16 protein-coding genes and 2 pseudogenes are annotated in these 22,786 nt (G+C 29.5%); 7 read left to right on the top strand and 11 right to left on the bottom strand.

Annotated features, from left to right (window positions below; genetic code table 4):
* Positions 1–10: 10 nt before the first annotated feature.
* The 4 genes and pseudogenes from MAG_RS02510 to MAG_RS02495 form a co-directional block, all read right to left on the bottom strand.
* Positions 11–2,248, bottom strand: a pseudogene (locus tag MAG_RS02510) (MSC_0775 family lipoprotein).
* 66 nt (positions 2,249–2,314) lie between these two features.
* Positions 2,315–3,220: an MAG4940 family membrane protein gene (locus MAG_RS02505; protein ID WP_011949660.1), complete on the bottom strand. Its 906-nt coding sequence runs from the start codon at positions 3,218–3,220 to the stop codon at positions 2,315–2,317.
* 9 nt (positions 3,221–3,229) lie between these two features.
* Entirely contained in the window at positions 3,230–4,432 is a 1,203-nt protein-coding gene (locus tag MAG_RS02500; RefSeq protein WP_011949659.1) for an acetate/propionate family kinase, read from the bottom strand.
* Positions 4,433–4,449: 17 nt separating this feature from the next.
* On the bottom strand, positions 4,450–5,424 hold the full coding sequence (locus tag MAG_RS02495) for a phosphate acyltransferase (protein ID WP_011949658.1): 975 nt from the start codon (positions 5,422–5,424) through the stop codon (positions 4,450–4,452).
* A 307-nt stretch (positions 5,425–5,731) separates the two neighbouring features.
* Between MAG_RS02495 and MAG_RS02490 the strand changes: the two genes are divergently transcribed.
* From MAG_RS02490 to argS, 4 genes are all read left to right on the top strand, one after another.
* Positions 5,732–5,968 carry a biotin/lipoyl-containing protein gene (locus MAG_RS02490; protein WP_011949657.1) on the top strand — a complete coding sequence of 79 codons (237 nt, stop codon included), beginning with the start codon at positions 5,732–5,734 and terminating at the stop codon, positions 5,966–5,968.
* Between the two features lie 204 nt (positions 5,969–6,172).
* Positions 6,173–7,144 (top strand): lactate/malate family dehydrogenase, encoded by a 972-nt coding sequence (locus MAG_RS02485; protein ID WP_011949656.1) that lies wholly within the window; start codon positions 6,173–6,175, stop codon positions 7,142–7,144.
* A gap of 185 nt (positions 7,145–7,329) precedes the next feature.
* A complete protein-coding gene (locus MAG_RS02480; RefSeq protein ID WP_011949655.1) occupies positions 7,330–8,577 on the top strand; it encodes an AEC family transporter in 1,248 nt (415 codons plus the stop codon).
* Positions 8,578–8,685: 108 nt separating this feature from the next.
* Complete coding sequence (gene argS / locus MAG_RS02475; RefSeq protein WP_011949654.1) at positions 8,686–10,305, top strand: arginine--tRNA ligase; 1,620 nt, start codon at positions 8,686–8,688, stop codon at positions 10,303–10,305.
* Positions 10,306–10,375: 70 nt separating this feature from the next.
* On the opposite strand, the gene MAG_RS04420 is transcribed toward argS, so the two are convergent.
* The 6 genes and pseudogenes from MAG_RS04420 to lepA form a co-directional block, all read right to left on the bottom strand.
* Positions 10,376–11,230: a glycosyltransferase gene (locus MAG_RS04420; RefSeq protein ID WP_232955080.1), complete on the bottom strand. Its 855-nt coding sequence runs from the start codon at positions 11,228–11,230 to the stop codon at positions 10,376–10,378.
* Positions 11,231–11,241: 11 nt separating this feature from the next.
* On the bottom strand, positions 11,242–11,976 hold the full coding sequence (locus tag MAG_RS04415; RefSeq protein WP_011949653.1) for a glycosyltransferase: 735 nt from the start codon (positions 11,974–11,976) through the stop codon (positions 11,242–11,244).
* 124 nt (positions 11,977–12,100) lie between these two features.
* Positions 12,101–12,895: pseudogene (locus MAG_RS04620) on the bottom strand (alpha/beta fold hydrolase).
* An 83-nt stretch (positions 12,896–12,978) separates the two neighbouring features.
* Complete coding sequence (locus MAG_RS02460; protein WP_011949650.1) at positions 12,979–13,710, bottom strand: nitroreductase; 732 nt, start codon at positions 13,708–13,710, stop codon at positions 12,979–12,981.
* Positions 13,711–13,797: 87 nt separating this feature from the next.
* Positions 13,798–15,249: a phosphotransferase gene (locus MAG_RS02455; protein WP_011949649.1), complete on the bottom strand. Its 1,452-nt coding sequence runs from the start codon at positions 15,247–15,249 to the stop codon at positions 13,798–13,800.
* Positions 15,250–15,335: 86 nt separating this feature from the next.
* Positions 15,336–17,129, bottom strand: a complete 1,794-nt coding sequence (gene lepA, locus MAG_RS02450; protein ID WP_011949648.1) for a translation elongation factor 4 — start codon at positions 17,127–17,129, stop codon at positions 15,336–15,338.
* 77 nt (positions 17,130–17,206) lie between these two features.
* On the opposite strand from lepA, the gene MAG_RS02445 reads away from it, so the two are divergent.
* The 3 genes from MAG_RS02445 (at position 17,207) to MAG_RS02435 (ending at position 22,123) form a co-directional block, all read left to right on the top strand.
* The gene (locus MAG_RS02445) at positions 17,207–17,965 is read left to right on the top strand and encodes a phosphotransferase family protein (protein WP_011949647.1); all 759 of its coding nucleotides are present in this window, start codon (positions 17,207–17,209) and stop codon (positions 17,963–17,965) included.
* 59 nt (positions 17,966–18,024) lie between these two features.
* On the top strand, positions 18,025–18,681 hold the full coding sequence (locus tag MAG_RS02440; protein WP_011949646.1) for a hypothetical protein: 657 nt from the start codon (positions 18,025–18,027) through the stop codon (positions 18,679–18,681).
* A 226-nt stretch (positions 18,682–18,907) separates the two neighbouring features.
* The gene (locus tag MAG_RS02435; protein ID WP_011949645.1) at positions 18,908–22,123 is read left to right on the top strand and encodes a DEAD/DEAH box helicase; all 3,216 of its coding nucleotides are present in this window, start codon (positions 18,908–18,910) and stop codon (positions 22,121–22,123) included.
* 302 nt (positions 22,124–22,425) lie between these two features.
* On the opposite strand, the gene rplT is transcribed toward MAG_RS02435, so the two are convergent.
* The gene (rplT, locus tag MAG_RS02430) at positions 22,426–22,776 is read right to left on the bottom strand and encodes a 50S ribosomal protein L20 (RefSeq protein ID WP_004023890.1); all 351 of its coding nucleotides are present in this window, start codon (positions 22,774–22,776) and stop codon (positions 22,426–22,428) included.
* Positions 22,777–22,786 lie beyond the last annotated feature (10 nt).

Below are 22,786 nucleotides of genomic sequence, written 5' to 3'. Positions count from 1 at the left end.
CTAAGTTTAATTATTTATTAAGTTCAAATAAGTCTTCTATACCAAAAGCAAATGTTCTTGAATCTCTTAATTTATAAACTAGGTTAGGATCGGCATAACCTTTACTTTGTTCTCTGCTAAGCATTGATATGGTATCAACATATGCGCGAAGTTCTTTTAGCACTTTATCTTTTCCTTGTCCATCTTTTAATGCAAGACCAGTTTTTGGATCTACTTCATGAACAGCTTTAGGATTTAAAACACCTTCAACACCTATATTGCCAACATTTCTGTATGTTGTTTTATCTTTTTCAGTTTTTTTATACTCTTTAACTCTTTTGTCAATGTTTGATTGAATTGCTACTTTGTTAAAGTGGTTTGGTGAAAGTCATAAATTTCTGTTTGTGTATAAGTTAACATGAGCATGTGCCATTCAGCCACCATTAGTGTCCTGAGTTCCCAAAAAGCCTATAATTTGGCCTTTTTTGACTTCAGTAGGCGTATCAGCAGACACAGTTGGGGCAACCTTAATTGTTCTATCCTTGCCTAATGTCACTGTTTCTGATTGTCATCCAAGCGCAGTGTTATTTAATGTCTTACCAGCATCAAGGTGCAAGAATGACATATAAATATGTTTATCATTGCCATTTAAATAAAGTTCTTTTTCTTTTGGACTTCAGTCTAAGTTGCCAACTGGAATTTTAATTACAACAACAGTACCAACACCAGTAGCAACAACCTTAGTTGTTAATTCATAAGCAGCCACAATTTAACCGTCATATGGAGCTAAAACTGGCTGATAATCAGGAGCAAGATAGTCTTCACCAATGTGTAAGAATTTAGGTACAACTACATTGTCTGAATAAAATGCTCTTGCTGAAGCATAACCACCAGAGAATAATTGTGAATTATAGTGACCAAAGAATGTTTTATCAATACTTGGTAAGTTTTTAGTTGTTATTCCTTCAGTTGCAAAAGCTGGGGCATTTATGTTTTGTTTTGTAAATTGTTCTTCAAAAAGAAGCGAGTATCTACCTACTCCAAGATGTTTTTCAAGCTTTATTGGATTAGATTCCCCTGTTACTTTAACATTTAGAATTACTGTAGCATTTCTAAAATCATTTTCATTAGTTTCAATTTTCTCTATTTCAACTTTTTCAATTTTTGCACTCTTTACATTAACAAATAAATTGCTTTTTGTTAAAGCAGATAAATCACTATTGTGTTCAATGTTACCAATTGTGTGAACATCAATTAACTTGCCTAGTTGTAAGTCACTTAGTAATTTTTGTTCTTTAGGCACGCTAAATTTACCAAGAACTGTCTTGCCTGCTTCTCAAACTGTAGTTTTCTTTTTAGTATCAAATAAAGAAACACCAATTCTTATTTTTGCATTTGCACCACCTAGATCAGCACTACTTAAGTCAATATCTTCAATAAACTTACTGAATTTAAGTGTATATTTTTCAGATTTATTGCCAACTTTAATTTCAATTTCTTTATCTTTTTCTTTGAAAATTTCATCTAATTTTGAGCTTGTAGCTGTTAGCAACTTTTCATATTGTTTAGAACTTAGTTCATGAATGCCATGCTTTTTAATAACTTGTATTAACTCTTCGTCAATATTTTGTAATTTAACTTCAAAATCTTGACTTGTTAGCGCTTGAATTTTTTCATAGTATGGTCTAAGTGCATCAGCAATTGGTTTTTCGCTGTCTTTAACTTTTACATTTTTAAGCTTAAAGTCAATAATTTGTTGGCTGTATAAACCGTTTGGGTATTTAGCTTTATCATTTGAAGCTAATGGAATCCCTACTTTAACTTTAAATAAAACATCATAATTATTGCCTGGGTCTCTAGTTACATTGTTGTAATCATATGAAAATTTGAGCCTATTTAATAACTCATCACTATAGTTAAGTTTTTCTTTAACAATTGTTTTAAAGGCCTTTGTGTCAAGTTTTATGTACTTACTCATATAGTTATTTTGCATCATTAAACTATACTCAACACTCTCAGGTTTACCGCCACCTTCAAATTTAATTAGCTCAGAGTGGTCATTTTTATCAAAGTAATCTTTGATGTTAGCAAGCAAGTTAACTTGGTTGTATTTTTCAAATAACTCAGAAGTCTTATTTGAATTACTATTATGAATAATTACATCAGAATTATTTTTTGGATCATTACATTTTGCAGATAAAACAGGAAGCAAGGCTGTAAAAGCAGCAGCTTGTGAAATGAATATTGCTTTTAGTTTTTTAGATTTCATAATTATCCTTATAAACTTATAAAATAGTTAAAAAAGTATAAAAAAAGTGTCAAAAATATCATTTATTTATGACACTGAAATAATCACACCAGTCTTGCTCTTTATTGCAATTGCAATAAACGCAATTATTATAGGAATAATAATTGTTAAAGCTAAGACAATTAAAAACTTATATAAAGATTGTAGGTATGCTTTAGTATTTTCTTTTTTATTTTCACTATTGCTTTTTACCAATAAGGCTGTTTTAATAACTAATTCAATTAATGGGAAAATTAAATGGAATGCAAAAAAGTCAAAATATGAGCTTATAAAAATAATAATACCCACAATTAATATCTCAATCAACTTAATTTGGAAATGATTAAGTTGATAGTTAGTAGTATCTATCATTGCACTAAAAGGTAAAATAGCAATAAGCATTGTAATAAATATTGCTTCTTTGATGCTATATTTGCCTAAAGTCATTTGATGGTCTTTAACAAATAAGCCTGCTAATCCAAATGATTTTAGCCACTCATATTCATTATTATTTTTAAACATTAATTTAAATGAGTAAAATAAGCCTATAAATAAGGCAAATCCGGCAAAACCACCTATGATTTGAGCAGCAAAAATATATGGCAATCCTTGTCATAAAGGAGCTCCAATAAGACCACTATTACCAACCACTTGTCCTGTTTTACCAAAACCGCGTAGAAAGCTTTGGAAAATTACAACAAGAGGATTAAGCATTGGATAAACAGGTAATTTTGAACCTATACTAGCAAAAGCTCAAGGCAAGAAGAAAGCTAAAGCAGTTGCTATTGTGTAACCAACTGATAAAAATACTTTATTTTTGTTCTTTTTAGATAAAAAAGACAAAAACATTCATGTAAAAACAAAAAATACAAGAAAAAGTACTGTAATAAATTCAAATGCAAAAGCAGTTGGATTCCAGTACCTTCGTAAAGCCGATCCTGGTAAATTTGTCATTCTATTCCTTTAGTTATGTGAATTAACTAGTTCCTTAACATATTTAGCAATCACTATTTCCTCATTAGTTCGCATTTTATAAATTGGAATCTCTGATTCTTTTGAAGAAATAAGCATATAGTCATCATAATTTGCTAAATTACTCTTTTCATCTAAGCATAATTTATATGACTTGACTTTGTCAATAATCATTTTTCTTAAAACTGAATCATTTTCGCCCATACCAGCAGTAAAGACTATTGCATCAGGGTAGTGTACTTTATTTAAGTACATTGCCATATAATCAACTACTCTTTGAGCATATAATTCAATTGCAAATTTAGCATCTTCATTCTCACTAGAAAGTTTGTGTAAATCTCTAATATCACTAGAAATTCCCGAAACTCCTAATAAGCCTGAATTTTTAACTAGCATATCAAAAACTTCTTGTGGATCTTTATGTTCTATTCTAATTAAATAATCTACAATTCCAGGATCGATTGCACCAGATCTTGTGCCCATCATAAGTCCATCAGTTGAACTAAATCCTACTGAAATATCAAATGATTTGCCTTCTTTAATAGCACATAATGAGCTACCTGAACCAAGGTGTGCAACAACAATGTTAATTTTTTCCTTACCTAAAATTTGTTTCATTCTACTTGTTATATAGTCATGACTTAAACCATGGTAGCCAAATTTTTCAATGTTATATTTAGTAGCTCAGTCCTTGCTAATTGAAAATTGTTTATTTAGCTTAGGAATATCAGTGTGAAATGCTGTATCAGGAGTTACAATTTTTGGTATATTTGGTAAGTATTCAATAAAACCATCTAGTGCAGCTAAAAATGGTGGAGTGTGCAATGGGATAAATTTTTCCGCATAAGTTACTATACTATCTCTAACTTCAGGCGAGTAGAAAACTGGAGATAAAAATTTAAAGCCTGCATAAGGAATTCTAAAACCGATTGCTTCAATTTCATCTAATTCGCTAATGAAATTGTGCTCTTTTCAATACTTAAGCAATTTTTCAATAGCAACTAAGTGTGTTGGCAAGTCTTCTTTATGCTCATATTTATTATTTTTATCTTTTAAAATCAAATTGCCATCTAATGCAATTCTTTCGCATATGCCTGTGCCTAATAGTTCTAAATCTTTATCAGCATATAAAGCTCATTTTAATGAACTACTGCCAGCATTGATAACTAATATTTTCTTAATTTTCTCTTTCATAATTCTCCATTTGAAGCTTATTTAAAGGTATATCCGTTCAAAATAGTAATAGAAGTAACATCAATAACATCAGCTACAGTTGCCCCGCGGCTAAAGTCATTAATTGCCCCATTTATTCCTTGCAAAATTGCTCCAACAGCGCCATAATTACCCATTCTTTGTGCTATTTTGCAACCAATATTACAGCTTTCTAAATTAGGAAAAATAAATACTCCTGCTTCTTTTTGTGGTGCACTAGGAAACTTAGATTTTCTGACATTTAGATCATAAGCTGAATCAAATTGCATCTCACCATTAATTACATTTAGGCTCTTTGAAGTAGCTATTTTTACTGCTTCTCTAACTAAGTCAGGATTTTCACCCTTGCCAGAGTTATTAGTTGAATAAGTTAAAAATGCTCCTAGACTATTCATATTCATCATATTAGCAAAATTAATAGCATTAGCAGCTATATCAACTAATTGCTCAGCATTTGGTTTTTGCACTGTTGATGGGTCAGTAAAAATAAGTTGCTCATCATCTTTATGCATAACTATAACACTAGAAATAGTTTTAATTCCTGGCTTTGCCCCAATGCATTTAAAAGCAGCACGCAAAATGTCAGCAGTTGAGTAAATTAAGCCCCCAACAGCACTGTCAACAGCTTTAAGCTTTATCATCATTGCACCATAATATGGTCTAGTTTGCATATTTTTAAAACAAGTTTCATAATCTTCTTTGCCAGCACGAAGTTTAACTAACTCTTGCGCATATGCCGTAATTGATTCACTTTCCTTACTTAAGATTATGTTTTCTAGTCCATCATCAACAACTTGGCTTTCATTTTCTAGCAGCATAATTGGTTTAGCTAAGTTGTTATTTTTGAAATACAATGCAGCTTCTCTAGCCCTTTTATCATCACCATCAATGAACAAAACTGACAGTATTTGCTTTTGGCTCTTTTCTCTTAATAAAGAGTTAATATAGCCACTAAATTTTGAAGTACTGTGCATAATTTCCCTTCCTTAAAAAAGTAAATTAAAAAATAAAGACCCTAAAGCAATTATATTATTTTATATTTGTGCATAAAAACAATGTATGGAAAAGTTTCCTTTTCTTTTAGTATTTTTATTTACAAAAATAGCTTTTTTTGTGACAATATTAGTGGTTTTAAATAGATAGAAAACATTAATTGATTGTTTTTTATAAACCATTATAATTAGTAAATGCAAATTAATTTATAATTAATTGTAGAAAATGGTTTATATAAACATTTATCATTTTGATATCAAAATTCAAAAATATTTAGGAGGAATTAATATGTTTAAAATGCAATTTACAGACGTTGGTGAAGGACTTCACGAAGGAATAGTTGTTGACGTTTTTGTTACTGAAGGTCAAGAAGTTAAAGAAGGTCAAGACTTATTCTCAGTTGAAACTGACAAAATGACAACAGAAATTCCTGCTCCAGTTTCAGGTAAAATTGTTAAGATTTTAATTTCTGCTGGTCAAGAAATCCATGTTGGTGAAGAAATCTTCCACATTGAAACAAACTAATTTTAGTTAGAAAATCATAAATTCAAGAGCTATGCCCTTGAATTTTTTTATTTGCTTTATTAGCGTAAAAAGAGCAAATTTTGTTGTGGAAATGTTTTATATTCTTAATTTGTAATTCTATATTTAGTAAAATAAAATTAGTGTTAAAAGTCATTTTAATAATGGTTTTTATTTAACACTTAATATTATATAAAGGACGAGTTTATGAAAAAAATTATTGTAGTTGGACTAGGTAATGTTGGATTTACATACATCAACACATCAGTAGCAAGAGGACTTGAAGCTGAATGAGTTTTAGTTGATAAAAATGTTCAAATTGCTGAAGCACATGCACACGATTTTGAAGATATGGTTTCATTGATGCCAAGAAATGGTTCAACATTTAGACCAGGTACATTATTAGAAGATTCTAAGGATGCAGATGTTGTTGTTATTACAGCATCAATTCCAGCTGACAAGACATTCTCAGATCGTATGGCTTTAGCAGGTGCTAACGCAAAATTAATGCAAAGCTTTGCTAAAGACTTAGATGCTGCTGGTTTTAAAGGTATTGTTGTAGTTGCTGCTAACCCATGTGATGTTATGGCTGCTGCTGTCCACTATGGAAGCAAAATTCCAGCTAACAGAGTTATTTCTGCAGGTACAAACTTAGAAACTGGTAGATTGAAGAAAATGCTTGCCGCAAAATTCAACACATCACCTGATGCAATTAGAGCGTCAGTATTAGGCGAACATGGCGCAACTGCTATGATAGCTTGATCAACAGTCAAAGTTGGCGAAACAACTTTAGAAGGTTTAGTAGAATCTGGCAAGATTACTAAGGAAGACTACGAAGAAGTTCTTAAACAAGTTATTGCTGAAGCATTCTACATTTGATCACGTAAAGGTAATACACAATTTGGTATTGCAACATCATTATTTGAAATTACAAAAGCAATTTTAGATAATAGACGTACTGTGATGAATTTAGGTGTTAAAATCCCCGAAGGTTACAAACATGCAGGTATTTATGTATCAATTCCTGTAATTATTGGTGAAAACGGATATGAATACCTTCCATTTAAACCAAGTTTAACAAAAGAAGAATGAGCAAAATTTGAAGCTTCAACAGAAGCTGTTGCTAAAGTTCACACAGAAATTCTTAAGTCAATCGGTGTTGACGCTAAATTTGAATAATTAATTTTGTTCAAATAATTAGTTATGTTATTAAGTTACCCGCCTACTGTTTTATTACAAAAAAATGGAGGGAGTAACTTTTTATACCCTTTTTGTCTAATTTCATATGTTCTTTTAAATGTGTTGCCTTTATCAAAATTTAATTTTTAAATCGCCCCACACCGCTGTGGGGGAGGGGTATTAAAATGGACAATTTTATAAAAGTAATTACAACGCAGGGAATGTGGGGAGCTGTAATTTCTACCATTGTCTTCGTTGCTATTGGTTTTGCTGCGACAAGGGCAAAAATAGTGACTAAAGAAATGAATGGTAGAATGTCTAAATTGGTTCTCAATTTCTTCCTACCATTTATGGTACTTACCGCATTCATGCAAGATGCTAGCAAAGAGGATGCTGCTGCTGTAGGTATTGTGCTAGTATCAAGTTTAGTTTTCTATATTTTATTTACATTACTGTCATATTTATTAGTTAAATTTGCTCCACGCTTTGTTACAAAAAGAATTAATGCTAGAGCTGAAGAAATTTATACACAAAATAATGCAAATACTGCTGAAGGACAAAATACTAAGTCATTAGCTGTAATTAAAAACGAAGTGATTGACGATTATAAGATGAAACTTATGACTAGTCAATTTATGCTTATTTATGGCTCATTACAATTTTTTGCCCTTCCGTTAGTACACTCGCTTTCGGATGGAGTTATATTCCAACCTTTTACTAAAGCACTTTTACAAGTATGGTGTGTGCCATATCTTATTGGTGCTTTTGGACACGTTCCTGTCTTTTTCTCAGGACAAAAAGTAACTAAGAAAACAGCTGGTAAGGTTGTTAAGTCATTAGCACTTAATCCAACAATTATTGCCCTATTTTTCTCACTAACTTTATGAGCATTGCAATTTGTTCCTGGTTTAGATACTAAATTTGTTAATGTTTATGAAGTATCTAAAGATGGCAAAGGTTCTACTTTCTGAGGAGCATTCCCAACTGCTTTACCTGCTATACATAAAACAATGCAAATTGGTACAGGTTTAGTTTCGCCAATTTCATGATTAGTTATTGGTGGCTCACTTGCAACTGGAAGCATTAGAAAAGCTATTAAAGACAAAGATGTTTTAATTACATCAACACGTAGAATGGTTACAGTACCATTAATTGTTTTATTAGCAAGTTATGCTGTATTTGCTGGATTTGTTCACGGCAAGATTCTTACAAAAGAATCAGCTGCAAGTATAGGAACATTATTTGTTCTTCTAGCAGCTACACCACCAGCTGGAGTTTTATCAATTTATTCAGCTGCTAATGATCATAAATACACTGTCTATGTAGCACAAGTGTCGTCATTAACAACACTTTTGGCCTTAATATTCTTACCACTTTGATTAGTTATTTCATACTCAACATTTGGCCCAGTGTTAGGCGCTATGTTAGGCTAGGTCATAAACACAATAAAAAAGGAAAATACTTATTTGAGCAAGTATTTCCTTTTTTATTGCCTATGCAAAAGCAAAAAATGAGCAAAATAATATAAAATTTAAAATACTATGAATAAGTTAGATCTAAAAGAAAAATTAGAAAGCAAACTTAAAGAAATTGCATCATCTTTAGGCATTACTAGAAGCGTTTTTTTGACTGAATCAAAAAAGCACGGTGATCTTACAACCAATATGGCTTTGGGTAATTTAAATACTAATCCAATGGAGTTAGCTAATCAAATAGTTAGCATGATTAATTTGGAAGAATTTGGCATCAAAAACATTTCAGTCGCTAACCCTGGATTTATAAACTTTAGTATTGGTGATGATTATTTAGTTTCATGCGTTAATCAAATTCTAAAATTAGACAAAAATTATGGCAAAGGGAATAAAGTAGGCAAAGTAAATGTTGAATTTATTTCAGCTAATCCAACAGGATTTTTACATGTTGGCCATGCCCGTAATGCTGCTGTTGGTAGCACAATTGCTAATATTTTAGAATTTGCTGGCTATAGTGTAGTAAGAGAGTATTACATTAATGATGCTGGTAATCAAATTAATGTTTTAGCTAATAGTTTATGATCAAGATACAAGCAAATTTTTTATTCAGATTACTCTATGCCAGAAGAATCATATAAAGGTGAAGATATAGTTTGAGGTGCTCAAAAGTTTTATGCTAAATATGGCGATAAATTTAAAAATTATGAGCTAGATAATGAGTTACTTGAGCTTGTTAAAAATGAAGCAATTAGTATTTTTATGACTAAAATACAGGAAGATTTGGCAAATTTTGGTGTTTGATTTGACAACTATTTTAGCGAGAAGTCTTTGTATGAAAATGATGAAGTCAAAATTAAAGAAACAATTAAAAATTTAAAAAATGCTTATGAAAATGATGGAGCATTGTGGCTAAAAACCACAATTCATGGCGACGATAAAGATAGAGTTTTAGTTAAAAGCGATGGTTCATATACATACTTTTTACCTGATATTGTTTATCATCAAGACAAATATAAAAGAATGGGCGCTGATGCTACTATCATTAATGTCTGAGGCGCTGATCACTCTGGCTATGTAAAAAGAATGCAGTGTGCTGTCAAAGATTTAGGGCTTAATGAACAAAATTTAGTTGTTTTATGCATGCAATTAGTAAGATTAGTTAAAAACGGCGAAGAATTTAAGATGTCTAAAAGAAAAGGAACTAGCTTTTTCTTAAATGAATTTGTTAAAATGGTTGGCAAGGATTCTGCTAGATTTTTACTTTTAGATAGAACACTTAATTCAAAATTAGACTTTGATATAGACCTAGCTACTAGTCAAAGCAATGACAATCCAGCAATTTTAGTTCAGTATGCTAATGCTAGATGTCATTCACTAATTAAAAAGGCAAATATAGATTCAAATAATTTATATGCAACCTCTTTTGATAAACAAAGTGACAATAGCTTAATAACAACATTATTAGAATTTCCATCAGTAGTTGAAAAATCAGCTGATAAATACGCTACGCATTTATTAACTCAATATTTAGTTAAGCTAGCTAAAGAATTTAATTCATGATACACAAACAGTCCTAAACTTATTGGAAGCGAAAATGAAATAAGCAAAATTGCTTTAGTAAAAGCTGTAAGTATAACAATTGAAAACGGGCTAAAACTTTTAGAAGTTTCAGCTCCTGTATCAATGTAATTGGTTTTAAAATTTGATGATATATAAAAAATAAGTAAGCTGTCATTTTGTATTAAGCATAACAGCTTACTTATTTTTGTTGTGCACTTACTTTTGCCTTTGGTTTCTGTTTTGCAGGCTTTTTGGTTAATGAGATATTTGAAAAAGTTATAACAATAGGGAATAGTAAACAAGGAATTGAAACAATTAAAGTTGGCACAACTGTTCCTCATGAAAAGTATGTAGCAACTAAAACGGCTGCTCCAAATAAGAAAGGAACTATTGAATGAAGAAGTAGGTATTTAAAAGGAATTTTTTTAGATTCTTTTGGTGTAACAATAAACTTAAGTTTTTTATTAAATAAACCATTAATAACTGCAACAACTAAAGATATATTCATAGCTGTATAAACAATTGTGGTCATCAAAAACACTGGTATTGCTAATAAAATGTTCCTGCTCTTTGATAAGTGCAGTGCACTAAGTAATAATGTACCTATTAAAAATGAAATTCATATGATGACAAAAATTAGTTCTCTAGGGCTTATTCTAAAGCCTAAAAAGCCAATAATTAGGAAATTGATTAAGAAAATCATGGCAAAAACAGGAATGAGTGGCAGTGAATAGTGATTTAGAACTAAGTCAATTCTTTCAAATCATCTATAGTTAGATTTCCTATTTTTCTTAGCATACTTTTTAATATATTGAACATTACCTGCAGTTCATCTACATTGTCTTTTTTTCAAGGCTATATAATCATTTGGAAAATCTTCATAGCAAACAATATTGGGCGCATAAACAACATCATAACCAAGTGCTCTTATTTCAGCACTCATAGATGTATCCTCAACTAGGATATGAGGGAATCCATTAGTTTGGCGATAAACTTCTTTGCTAATTATCATACCATGGCCAAGCAATGAATTTTCTCCATAAAGTTGGCGCATATAGTGATTGTCTAAAGATGAAACATTAGATGAGACAGAGAGCAAGTATTGGAATAAGTTCCCCCCCCATTCATTTTTGTTTTATTAATATGATAAGCTTGCAAAGCACCAATTTTATTATTAAATTGAAAGTATTTTAGTGACTGAGTAATAAAATCATTTGGAAGCACTTCATCGCTATCTAAAACTACAAAGTAGTCATAATCATCATTGTTTCTTAAATAGTTGTTTAGATTACCGGCCTTAAAGCCTTCTTTATTTTCTCTTCTTACAACTCTTAGGCCATGTTCCTTAGCAAATTCATCAACTCTTTTTTTGTATTCCTCACTTTTGCTATCATCCAAAATGACTGTTTCATAGTTGTAATAGTCTTGCTTCATTGAACTTAATAATGATTCTTCATGAAAGTCATCACATGTGCAATAAAGCAGTACAACTCTTTTATTTTTAAACTCATCACTTAAGCTTGAGTTAATAATTGGCGTAAATTTTTTAGCAAGCTTTTTCCTTGAAAATAAAAAAGTTAGCGAAAACACCATATCTTTTGTTGACTTTAGTCAGAAAAAACAGAAGATAAGCGCATTTGCAATAAGCAATATTACAATTACAATTTTAATAGCTAAAGAATAGTTATTTGGAACAGTGAATAGATTTATGAACTTTAGAATTAGTGGCACTATTATTGCCGAACATAATATAAGTCAAATGATTATCACAAAGATAAACACATTTTGTTTCTTTTTCATTGCTTCCAAAATCTCCATTACTAAATAAGCAGTTTAGCAATTATATTAAAAACTATAGAAATAATATATATATCGAATAAATAATCATTAAGAAAATAAAAAAATAAAAGCCAAGCTTTTAAATTTATTTATCTAAAAATGATTCTAGGATCTTAATGAACTCTTCTCAGTTTTCTTCAAACATCATATGGCCAGTTTTTGGAATATAAACTGTTTCAACATTTTTTACATGTTCTTTAAAGTATGCTATGCATTCTTCTCTTCTTATAACTCCATCTTTTTCGCCTAAAATTAAGATAGTTGGAACGTTAATTGAATCTAAGCCTTGCTCAATTTGATTATGCAATTCTAAAACTGGCAATGATTCACCAAGTTTGACAATTGTCTCATTATTATAGTCATTTGCGTCAAAATTCTTTTTTGCATTTTTCATCCATTCGCTATTTGATGTAAAAGTGCTTGTGTCATAGTATAATTATTTTAAAAACGCTAAAAAGTCATCAAATGTTTTAGGAAAATAGTCTTTTCTGTAATCATCAGCTAAAGCTAATGAAGTTTTATTCATGGGCGCAATATAAACCATTTTTTTAAATAATTCAGGCTTTAATTTATAAGCTAGCGAAATTGTGCCCCCACCCATTGAATGTCCGATTAATGTAACGTTTTTTAAGTTATTTTTTTCTACAAAATCAACTACTAATTTAGCAAACTGTGGGACTGAAACTTCATGATTATTAATTGGTTCTACATTATTATTTCCTGGAAACTGCAATGCATAATAATTGCTCTTTGTTCAGTATTTTTCAAATGTTTTAAAAGTTTTTGGTGAAGAGTTAAATCCGTGACAGAAAACAATGTTTTCATTTGGATTATTATTGTCCTTAAAGACTACATCATAGTCATAAACAGCGTTTTTCATATGCTTCCTTTTATAAGTTAAATTATCATAAAAATAATAATAGCTATTAAGAAATAGCTATTATTAGGAGTTTTATTTTATTGTTACTTTTGCAACTTTATATCTCAAATATTTTCAATTAATTCAGTATCAAATGCATATCCAGAAGCAGACTTAACAGTTGCTTCTTGGTATGATCAAGCTTTTTTGTCAGGTGAAATTTTCTCAAAGAAGTCAACTAATGTTTTGTCATATTCAGATACATCTTGCTTAATTCTTTCATAATCATATTTATCTTCAAAAACTCTATTTAATTTAGGTCTTACAGTACCTTTTCCTTTTTCATAGCCAACTGCAAGTCCAACGACTGGAAAGGCTTGCCCTTTAATGCCTAATATGTCAATTAAGAATTGAACCATAACTCTGGCTCCACCTATAAAACAGGTAGATAGGCCTAATTCAACAGCAGCATCTTGAGCCATTGTAGATTGAATAAACGCATCCCCAACAGCTATTGTGTATGCTTCTGATGAGTGATTATTGTATTTATATTCAGGAAATGCTTTTTGAGCTAGATTCATTCTGTTAAAGTCAGCAATAAAAACCATAAAGAATTGAGCATCTTTTAAATGCTTTGTAAAAGGTCTAAATTCTGAGATCTTTTCTAACAATTCTTTGTCTTTTATTATGACAACACTAGATGAGTGTCAGTTTGATGATGTAGGAGCAGAGTTAACTACATCAATTATTTTTTTATAGTCTTCTTCAGGAATTTTTTTATCTGGATCAAAGCTTCTTACTGAATATCTGTTTTTAATTTTTGTAATAAAATCCACACATACCCCCCTAAATATTTCAATTATATTAAATACCTTGTACAATGCAATACATTGGCAAAGGTTGTGGAATTATAGAAAAATGACTTATTTGCCTGTTTTACAGTGCTTTTGTAAAAATTTATCAATATAATTTATGTTGTTTAAAACATGCTTGACTAATCAAGCAAAGTCAAAATCAGGATTGTAAGTTAAAGACCAACTTATGCCGTATAAACACACTATTGCTTTAGTAGCATAATAATCATCATAGTCAAAATCAAATTTTGTGTGTTTTAAATATTCATTAATAAACATTTTTTCATCATCAACAGAATAATCAAGGTCGCTGCAGTGATAGGCAATATCAAAGTATTTTGAGTTTTGTGATGAATATTCAAAATCGATAAACATTATTTCATTGTTATTTGCCAATAAAATATTTTCACGATTTAAATCATTGTGGCTTGGAATTTCATTTTTTAGTAATTTAGCTGCTTCTAGGATCTTACTTTTTACTTCAGTACTAAATGTTTTATTAAACAGTTCGTGGTCTTTATTTGCTTTGTAATAAAAATTAATTCTTTTAGCAATTTGATTTTTAATAAGTTTGATTTTTGAACTATGAAGTGTGGCAAGTTTTTGAGCAATTTTTAGCCGAATATGGCTGTTTTGAAAGTCAATTGGGATTTTATTAATAAAATGTCTGACAATAACTTCATCATCTTCATATATAACATTTTCAGTTATGCCAAGATTGCTAAATTTTTCTAATTTATTTAAATGATTAAAACCATTTTTTTGTTTTTTTTGAATAAATAAATCATTTTTAACATAGGATAAGTTTGTATATCCTTCATGTAATTGAGTTTTATTTTCATCTAGTAAAAGATCTTTATAAATATGTTCATAAGACATTCTTGAAAATTCATTACATACATATAAGGCTTCTTTATACTTATTTTGGGAAATTTTAAACTCTTTTTTTACTAAGTTTGAGTCAAAATTCATATGAATCAATGACATAACATCAAAAAGTGGGTTTGCTTTTCTAACTCACTCAAAATCAATTAGCTCAACTTCATTTTTTTCATTTATTAAAATGTTTTTGAGGTTTAAATCACAGTGACAGGTAACTAAAGGAGCATCATTATTGTATTTTTCTACATATGTCTGATACTTTTTGCTTCCTTTTCCATAGTAAAAAAGGTCAATTGCAGGAAGATCTATTTCAATTTTATGAAACTCTTTAATTTTGTCTATAACAGCCTTTTGTACTTTTAGGGTTAAATTGACCTTCTCTAATGTTTTCCCTTCAAATCATTTTCTGACTAATACGCCTTTTTTATAGTAATAAACGCCAGGCAACTTATCCATAAATAATGATTCAACCTGATGATCTACTAAATTAGTAATAGGAACTCTTAATTGGCATGTTTTGCCCTCATAATCAACCTTAAAAGTGTAATTATGAAAGCCTTTGTAATAAAACTTTATGTTAGAAAGTTTGTTAAGTAAATCCTTTTCAATTCTAGATTCTAAAAACTCATATTCATTCATAGCAACTTAATTATATATTTAATATTGCAATGAATAATTAATGATGAATTCTAGTTTGTAAAATAAAAACTGCAATGTTTTGCAGTCTATTTATCAACATTAGTTTTTAAAATGTCTAAAAATGCTTCTTGAGGCACTTCTACTGAGCCTAACATCTTCATCTTTTTCTTACCGGCTTTTTGTTTTTCCAAAAGCTTTTTGTATCTACTTATGTCTGAAGCATGCAATTTGTGAGTAACATCTTTTCTAAAAGCTTTAATTGTTTCACGAGCAATAATTTTTCCGCCAATTGTAGCTTGCACAGGCACTTCAAAATTTTGTCTAGGGATAGCATCTTTTAATCTTTTGGTTAGATCTCTAGACTTTTCATAAGCTGAATCTTTATGAGTAATGATTGAAAAAGCATCTATTTTGTCGCCGTTTAATAGTATGTCTACTTTTACTAAATCGCTTGTTTTATAGCCTATTAGGTCATATTCAAATGAAGCATATCCCTTACTTAAGCTCTTCATTTTATCAAAGAAATCAAAAACAATTTCACCTAAAGGCATTTCATAAATTAATCTGCTTCTAGAATCGTCAATGTAGTCTAAAGACTTATAAATTCCACGTTTATTTTGGCACAAGTCCATAATGTTACCGATGTATTCATTAGGCAAGATTATTGTAGCTTCAATATAAGGCTCTTCAATATGATCTATGTATGTTCTATCTGGCATTAATGATGGGTTAGAAATCATTTCAAATGTGCCATTAGTTTTAACAACTTTATATTCAACACTAGGACTAGTAGCAATAATTCCCACTTTGTATTCTCTGCTTAGTCTCTCTTGAATAACATCCATATGGAGCATACCTAGAAAACCAACTCTAAAGCCAAAGCCTAGAGCTTTAGAGGTTTCTTGCTCTCAAGTTAGTGAGCTATCGCTTAGTGAAATTTTATCTAAGCTCTTTTTAAGTTCGGCATAGTCTCTTGTATCAATAGGATAAAATCCTGTAAAAAGCACAGGCTTTTTACGTTTATAGCCTGGTAGAGGTTCTAGTGCAGGATTTTCAACTAAAGTAATAGTATCACCAACATGTACTTCTTTAGCATCTCTAATTGTGGCAGCAACATAACCTACTTCGCCAGCTTCTAAATATTCTTTTTTAGTTTCTTTAGGATTTCTTACACCTAGCTCAATAACATGATAGTTAGCATTATTTGACATAAACTTAAAATCATCGCCAACTTTTAGCTTGCCTTGAAAAACTCTAATAAGCATAATAACACCACGGTATTCATCAAAATATGAATCAAAAATCAATGCTTTTAGTGGTTTATTATCATCAGCATCTTTTGGCGCAGGAACATAATCAACTATTGCGTCTAAAACTTTTTCGCAGTTTAGCCCAGTTTTTGCACTGACACACACGGCATTATCAGCTGGAATGCCAATAACATTTTCAATTTCCTCTTTTGTTTTTTCAACATTAGCAGAAGGGAGATCAATTTTATTAATTATTGGAATAATTTCTAAATTATTTTCTAAAGCTAGATAAACATTGGCAAGAGTCTGAGCTTCAATGCCTTGAGTAGCATCAACTAGTAACAAAGCACCTTCAGAAGCAGCTAATGATCTAGAAACTTCATAAGTAAAGTCGACATGTCCAGGAGTATCAATTAGATGGAAAGTGTAATCCTTATACTTAATTTGAACAGCATTAAGCTTAATTGTGATTCCTCTTTCTCTTTCTAAATCCATTTGGTCTAAAAACTGCTCCTCTAAATCTCTAGCAGCCACTGTATTTGTTAATTCTAAAATTCTGTCAGCAAGTGTACTTTTACCATGATCTATGTGTGCTATTATTGAAAAATTTCTAATCTTGCTCTTGTCCATATTGTTACCGTCATTTTGTAAATGTAGAAAAATAAAATATTTTTAAATAAATTAATTATATAGTATAGTTATAAATTATGGATTATCAAGAAAGCTTTAAGGAAAAACAATTTATTACTAAGGGGCATACTAATGTCTCATATTTGCTTAATGGAATTTTTGTACAAGAAAAAGTATATACAGGGTTTAATCACAAAATTGACTATAAAATACTAGCTAATTTTGATTTTGTACCTAAATTATTAAACGAGAATAAGGAAAAAACAGAGTGAGAATTTATTAAGGGCACTGAACCAGAATTAACTAATGAAAATATAGTAAAAATTGCTAAACTTTTATATATTGTTCATAATTCAAAGCTTAATTTTCCACCATCAAATCATGCTGCTAGAGTTAAGCATTATCGTAAAGTTTTAAAAGAAAAAAACGTAAACATTAAAGCTTTAAATGATTTTTACCGTAACATTAATAAAACTTTAAGCAACATGAATAAAAATGTTCCATGCCATAATGATTTATGAACTTTTAACCTTGTTTTACAGGATCAAACAGAAAAAATCTTTATTTGCGACTGAGAGTATGCAACTATGGGTGATTCAAATTTTGAATTAGCTTACTTTATCGAAAGTGCAAACTTAAATAAAGAGCAAGAGAAGTTATTTTTGGATTCATATGGCGAATATGATGAATTATTTTTGCTCAGACACAAAATGCTTGTTAATTATTTAGTTATTTTATGAGCTTACGCACAAGAGACAGTACCTTTTTCAACTAAAATTTATGAAGAAAGACTTTATAAATATGACAAAGAATTAAGCCAACTTAGAGGTTTTTAATTTTCTTAAATTAATTTATCAACAAACACATTACTAGTTATTAGTATAATTGAGGGAATATGAGTAAGAAAAAAGAAGTTAGATTTAGAGTAAAAGGATTTATAGTACTTACTATATTTTTACTAATGGCAGCCTCTCCATTAATGGCTAATGTTTTTCTTGCACCAAATTCATCTGAATCAACTGTATGAATTGTTAGATATGTAAAACTAACAGCAACAAACATTAAGATGAATTTTGCAACAGCCGAGGACGGAACTGGTGGATTTTTTGTTCATTTTTATAAAGCATACTTCCAAGTTTTAGCTTCTAAATGATCTAATCTTGGTATTGCTGACATTCTTTTGATAATATTAGCATTTGCTGGTTCTCAGCTTTTCTTGATTTTGTCAATAATTTGATTATTACATGTGCTTATTGCCTACGGAATTTTTAATTTATTCAAAGGCAAATCATTTATTCTATACGCTTTATTTTCACTGCTACTATTTGCAGGTGCAACAGCATTATATGCATTATTATACTTCGAGCCTTTTATGATTAAAAATGTAATCAAATCAGCTGCAAACAGTAACTTAGTTATTTTTATAAACAAATGATTAATTTGAATACTATCAGGTATTCTTGTAGCACAACTAATTCTAGTTTGCATTGAATTAGCTACTGTTAAAAGAGTTAACAGGAGCATTAGGGCGCAAACTTTAGAAATGCAATAGTTTTGCATTCACAACACTATGAAACTAATATAAAATAAAGAAACAAAACTCAGGTTTTGTTTTTATTTTCCTATAAAACAGGCGTTTTGGTAAATTTTATACACCTTTAACTCATTAATACTGCAACCAAATAATCATCCAAAAATCAATTAATATTAGCAAAATTGAATAATTGCTTTTTTAGAAATATATAATATCACTATTAATAAATTATTAAGGACAAACTATGGAAAATAAAAATAATAAAACTAAACAATACCAAAGCATTTTAAATAATCTTTTAGATGTAAATCCATCTGATCAAGCAATTTTTACTAAGGTAAATAACAAGTATTGTTTTGATTTTTATTCCCTTTTTGGTCCAGAAGCTTTTGATTTAATTTATTCGAATAAGAATTTTGATATTCCTATTTTGGAAGTTAATTTAATCAGAGTTTGTCAGCTTTTAGAAAAGTCTAATGATTATGACGAAACCATTGCAATATTAGAAGAAAATAACTATGAATTAAGTACGCAAAGGCTTAACCAGCTTAAAAAAGATTTTCATTTTACAAAAAACAAAATAATCAATGAAATTAGGGCTAATTTTCAACGACAATCACTCAAATGAAAGTTATTTTTAAATAAAGCTAACGAAATAAACGCTGAAACAAACATTTGACCTATGCATCTAGGTTTTTTATTTGTACAAGTTTCTATTGATGGCAAGAGCGTTTATGCTCCTTTGTTTTTTAAAGAAGTGTATTTAGAAATTAGAAATGCTAGACCATTTTTGATTTCTAATGGCGACATTAAGCCTAATGAAAAGCTTTTATTTTTACTTAATAATGCAGGTTTTGACCTAGAAGTGACTGACAATTATGGTGACTGAAGCATAAAAGAATTAATAAAAAATTTGCATGAGCTCTGAGGGCAAATTTATGAGCTTAAAGTGAATTTAAATTCTTCATTTAATTCCTTAAGTGCTGAAGAAATCATTAATGAATCATTACAATTTGCTGGCGGAGTAGTTCTAGGACTTTTTCAGCCTTCTGGTGGCTATATTAGAAACAGAATGCTTGAAATAATCAATAACAACGAGCTTAACAAAATTTTGCAAGTTGAATTTAACAAAAACATCTATAAAAAAAGGATAAACGACATTTTGTTTAATCCTAAAACAAGCCTTTTTAAAATAGCAGCCACTAATTATTCACAAGATAGAGCTATTGCAAGTTCACTTAACCAAAACACAATTATTTGAGGGCCTCCAGGAACTGGTAAAAGTCAAACAATAGTTAACATTCTAACTAATGTTTTAGTATATTCAAAAACAGCAATAGTTTGTTCACAAAAAAAGGCAGCTTTAGAAGTTATTAGAAACAGAATGGGAATACTAAAAATCTTTTGCTTGTTTATGCTTAATTCTAAAAATATGAACAAAAAGTCATTTTATGAGCCTATTAAAGAATATCTAGACTACTTAGAAAATTACGAAGAAGTTGATAATTTAAAACCACTAAGAATCATTACAAATGATGAAATAAATTTTGTTAATGACATCCAAATGATTTCGAATGACAAGAGATTTAATCATGCGCTCAGATTAATTAATCCTATTCATAAAGCAGGTTCAAGTTTAACTAATGAACTATGAGAAAAAATTATTAATTTGCCTGATAGTATTAAATATCCAATGAAATTTAAATTTTCTAGTGCTTGAGAGCTAAGAAAATTTATGCTAAAAGACAATAACTTAAGCTTTAAAATACACAAGAAAAATTATTGATTAATTAGCAAACTATCAAGACAATTATTTGACGAATTCAACAATTTTACAGGCAATTTGGATGAAATTGTAAGGCTTAAGAAAAATTTAACACCATCTGATTTTGATTACATAAAGAGTCTTGCAATCATATTGCCTAATTATGATAATGAGCAAACTAGTGACCAAAATGAGCTTAAACGCTTTATAACTAAAAACATCATTAATTCAATTATGCAATTTAATGATGATGAAAAGGCTGAATATACTGAATTTGCTGCTACTGCAAGGCTTGCTATTATTGAGCCATATAAGTTTATGAAACGCTTTCCGAATATGATCAAAAAGCTTTTTCCAATAATAATTGTTACACCTGAAGCTGACTTATCTGCCTGAAATAAAGGAGAATTAGACTATGGCATACTGGATGAATCTAGCCAAATTTTTATTGAAAAAGGCTTACCAGTATTATATTTGTCAAAAATAAAAGTGTTGGCCGGCGATGATCAGCAAATGAAACCAAGTAATTGATTTGGTGTTAGAGTAAGCGACGAAGAAACTATTTTTGGCAAAGTTGATTCAATGCTTGATTTTGCTAAAGGTGTAGGGGTTTATAATATCCTATTAGATAAAAACTACCGGTCAAATTATGCATCCTTAATGACTTTTAGTAGTAAATATTTTTATAACAGCTCGCTTGATGTAATTGATACTAATTTAAATAATAAAAATTATCAATCAATTGAAGTTATTGACGCTAATGGTGCTTGAGAAGATAATAAAAATGAAATTGAAGCTAATTTAGCAATTAAAATTGCCAAAGAAAACTTGGATAAATATGAGAAAATAATTTTATTATGTTTTAATGCCAAACAGCAAGATTATATAACTACCAAAATTTTTAAACAAGAGTCAAATTTGGAAAATGCAATAATTGAAGGTAAGCTACTTTTAAGAAATATTGAAAATATTCAAGGTGATGAAGCAGACTTAGTTATAGCTTCTATAGCGTATGATAGCAGTGTTTTATTTCACTCAACATATGTTGGACGTCCTGGCGGTAAAAATGCATTAAATGTTGCAATATCAAGAGCTAAGGATAAGATGATAGTGCTCAAAAGTCTTAATTCTAGTGATGTTAGTGTGTTAACTGGCAATGAAGATGTTTATGTTTTTAAAAAATGACTAGAGTTTTTGGAGTTAGATTCTAAAGAAAAGCAAGAATTTGTATCTAATGACAATTTTGCCCAAAGTGAGCTAAATATAGGTATAGAAGTTGAAAAACCAGAGTTTCAAATTCAACTAGAAAACTCAATCAATGAGTTAATTAAAGACTATGATAGTATGACTCTTGCAAGCAATGAGTCTATTGGAACACTCAAAATTGATTACATTTTAAAGCACAATAACAAAAATATAATGTGCTTCATAATTGATAATTACGAGTATCAAAACGATATAGAAAAGTATATCTTGCAAAAAGACTTATATAAATTTATAAAGAGCAAAAAATATAATATCTATTTAGTTAATAGCTTGAGCTGAGCTACAACTAAAGATAAAATCTATGATGAAATAATTAACTATATTGAAAACAGTGTTGTTAATAATAATGAATTTACAGATAATTATGATAATGAACTATCTGACGAAAAATCCTATAAAAAAGCGAATTTGATAGTTCTAATAACTTAAATAATTATGTTAGTCAAACTCATACATTAGAAGCAGAACAGATACCCCAAAATAATAATACAAGCAATATAAGCCTAGAATCATCAGAACTTTCAAATGACTATTTAGATAATAAAGATAAATTGGCAAACAATGAATCATTTGAAGAAAATGTTAAGAAATGAGAGCAAATTTTAAGCAGAGAAACAATAATTAATACCGCAATTATTGACTTAAAAGATTAAAAAAAGCAAGAGAATAAAATCTTGCTTTTTTTGTTACATAAATTAAAAAAGCAGATAGTAATCTATCTACTTCTTTAATTATTCAGAATCTCTTGCAATAGCAATTAGTTGTGAAAACACTTGAGGTTCATTAATAGCTAGTTCTGATAACATTTTACGGTTAATAGTAATGTTTGATTTTTTAAGACCATTAATAAATTTTGAATAAGATAAGCCTTCTAATCTAACAGCAGCACTTATACGAGAAATTCATAATTTTCTATAGTCTCTTTTAACTTGTTTACGGTCTCTAAAAGCGTATGTTCAAGACTTAACAACAGCTTGTTTAGCAACTTTATATCCGATTGATTTGTGTCCAAAATAACCCTTAGCTAGTTTTATTCATTTCTTTCTTCTAGCTCTTGTAACTGTTCCACCTTTTACTCTCATAATATTACCT

Origin of the sequence: Mycoplasmopsis agalactiae PG2 (assembly GCF_000063605.1) — a bacterium.
Taxonomy (GTDB): Bacteria; Bacillota_I; Bacilli_A; order Mycoplasmatales; family Metamycoplasmataceae; genus Mycoplasmopsis; species Mycoplasmopsis agalactiae.
This window is presented reverse-complemented; position numbering and strand designations above follow the sequence as displayed.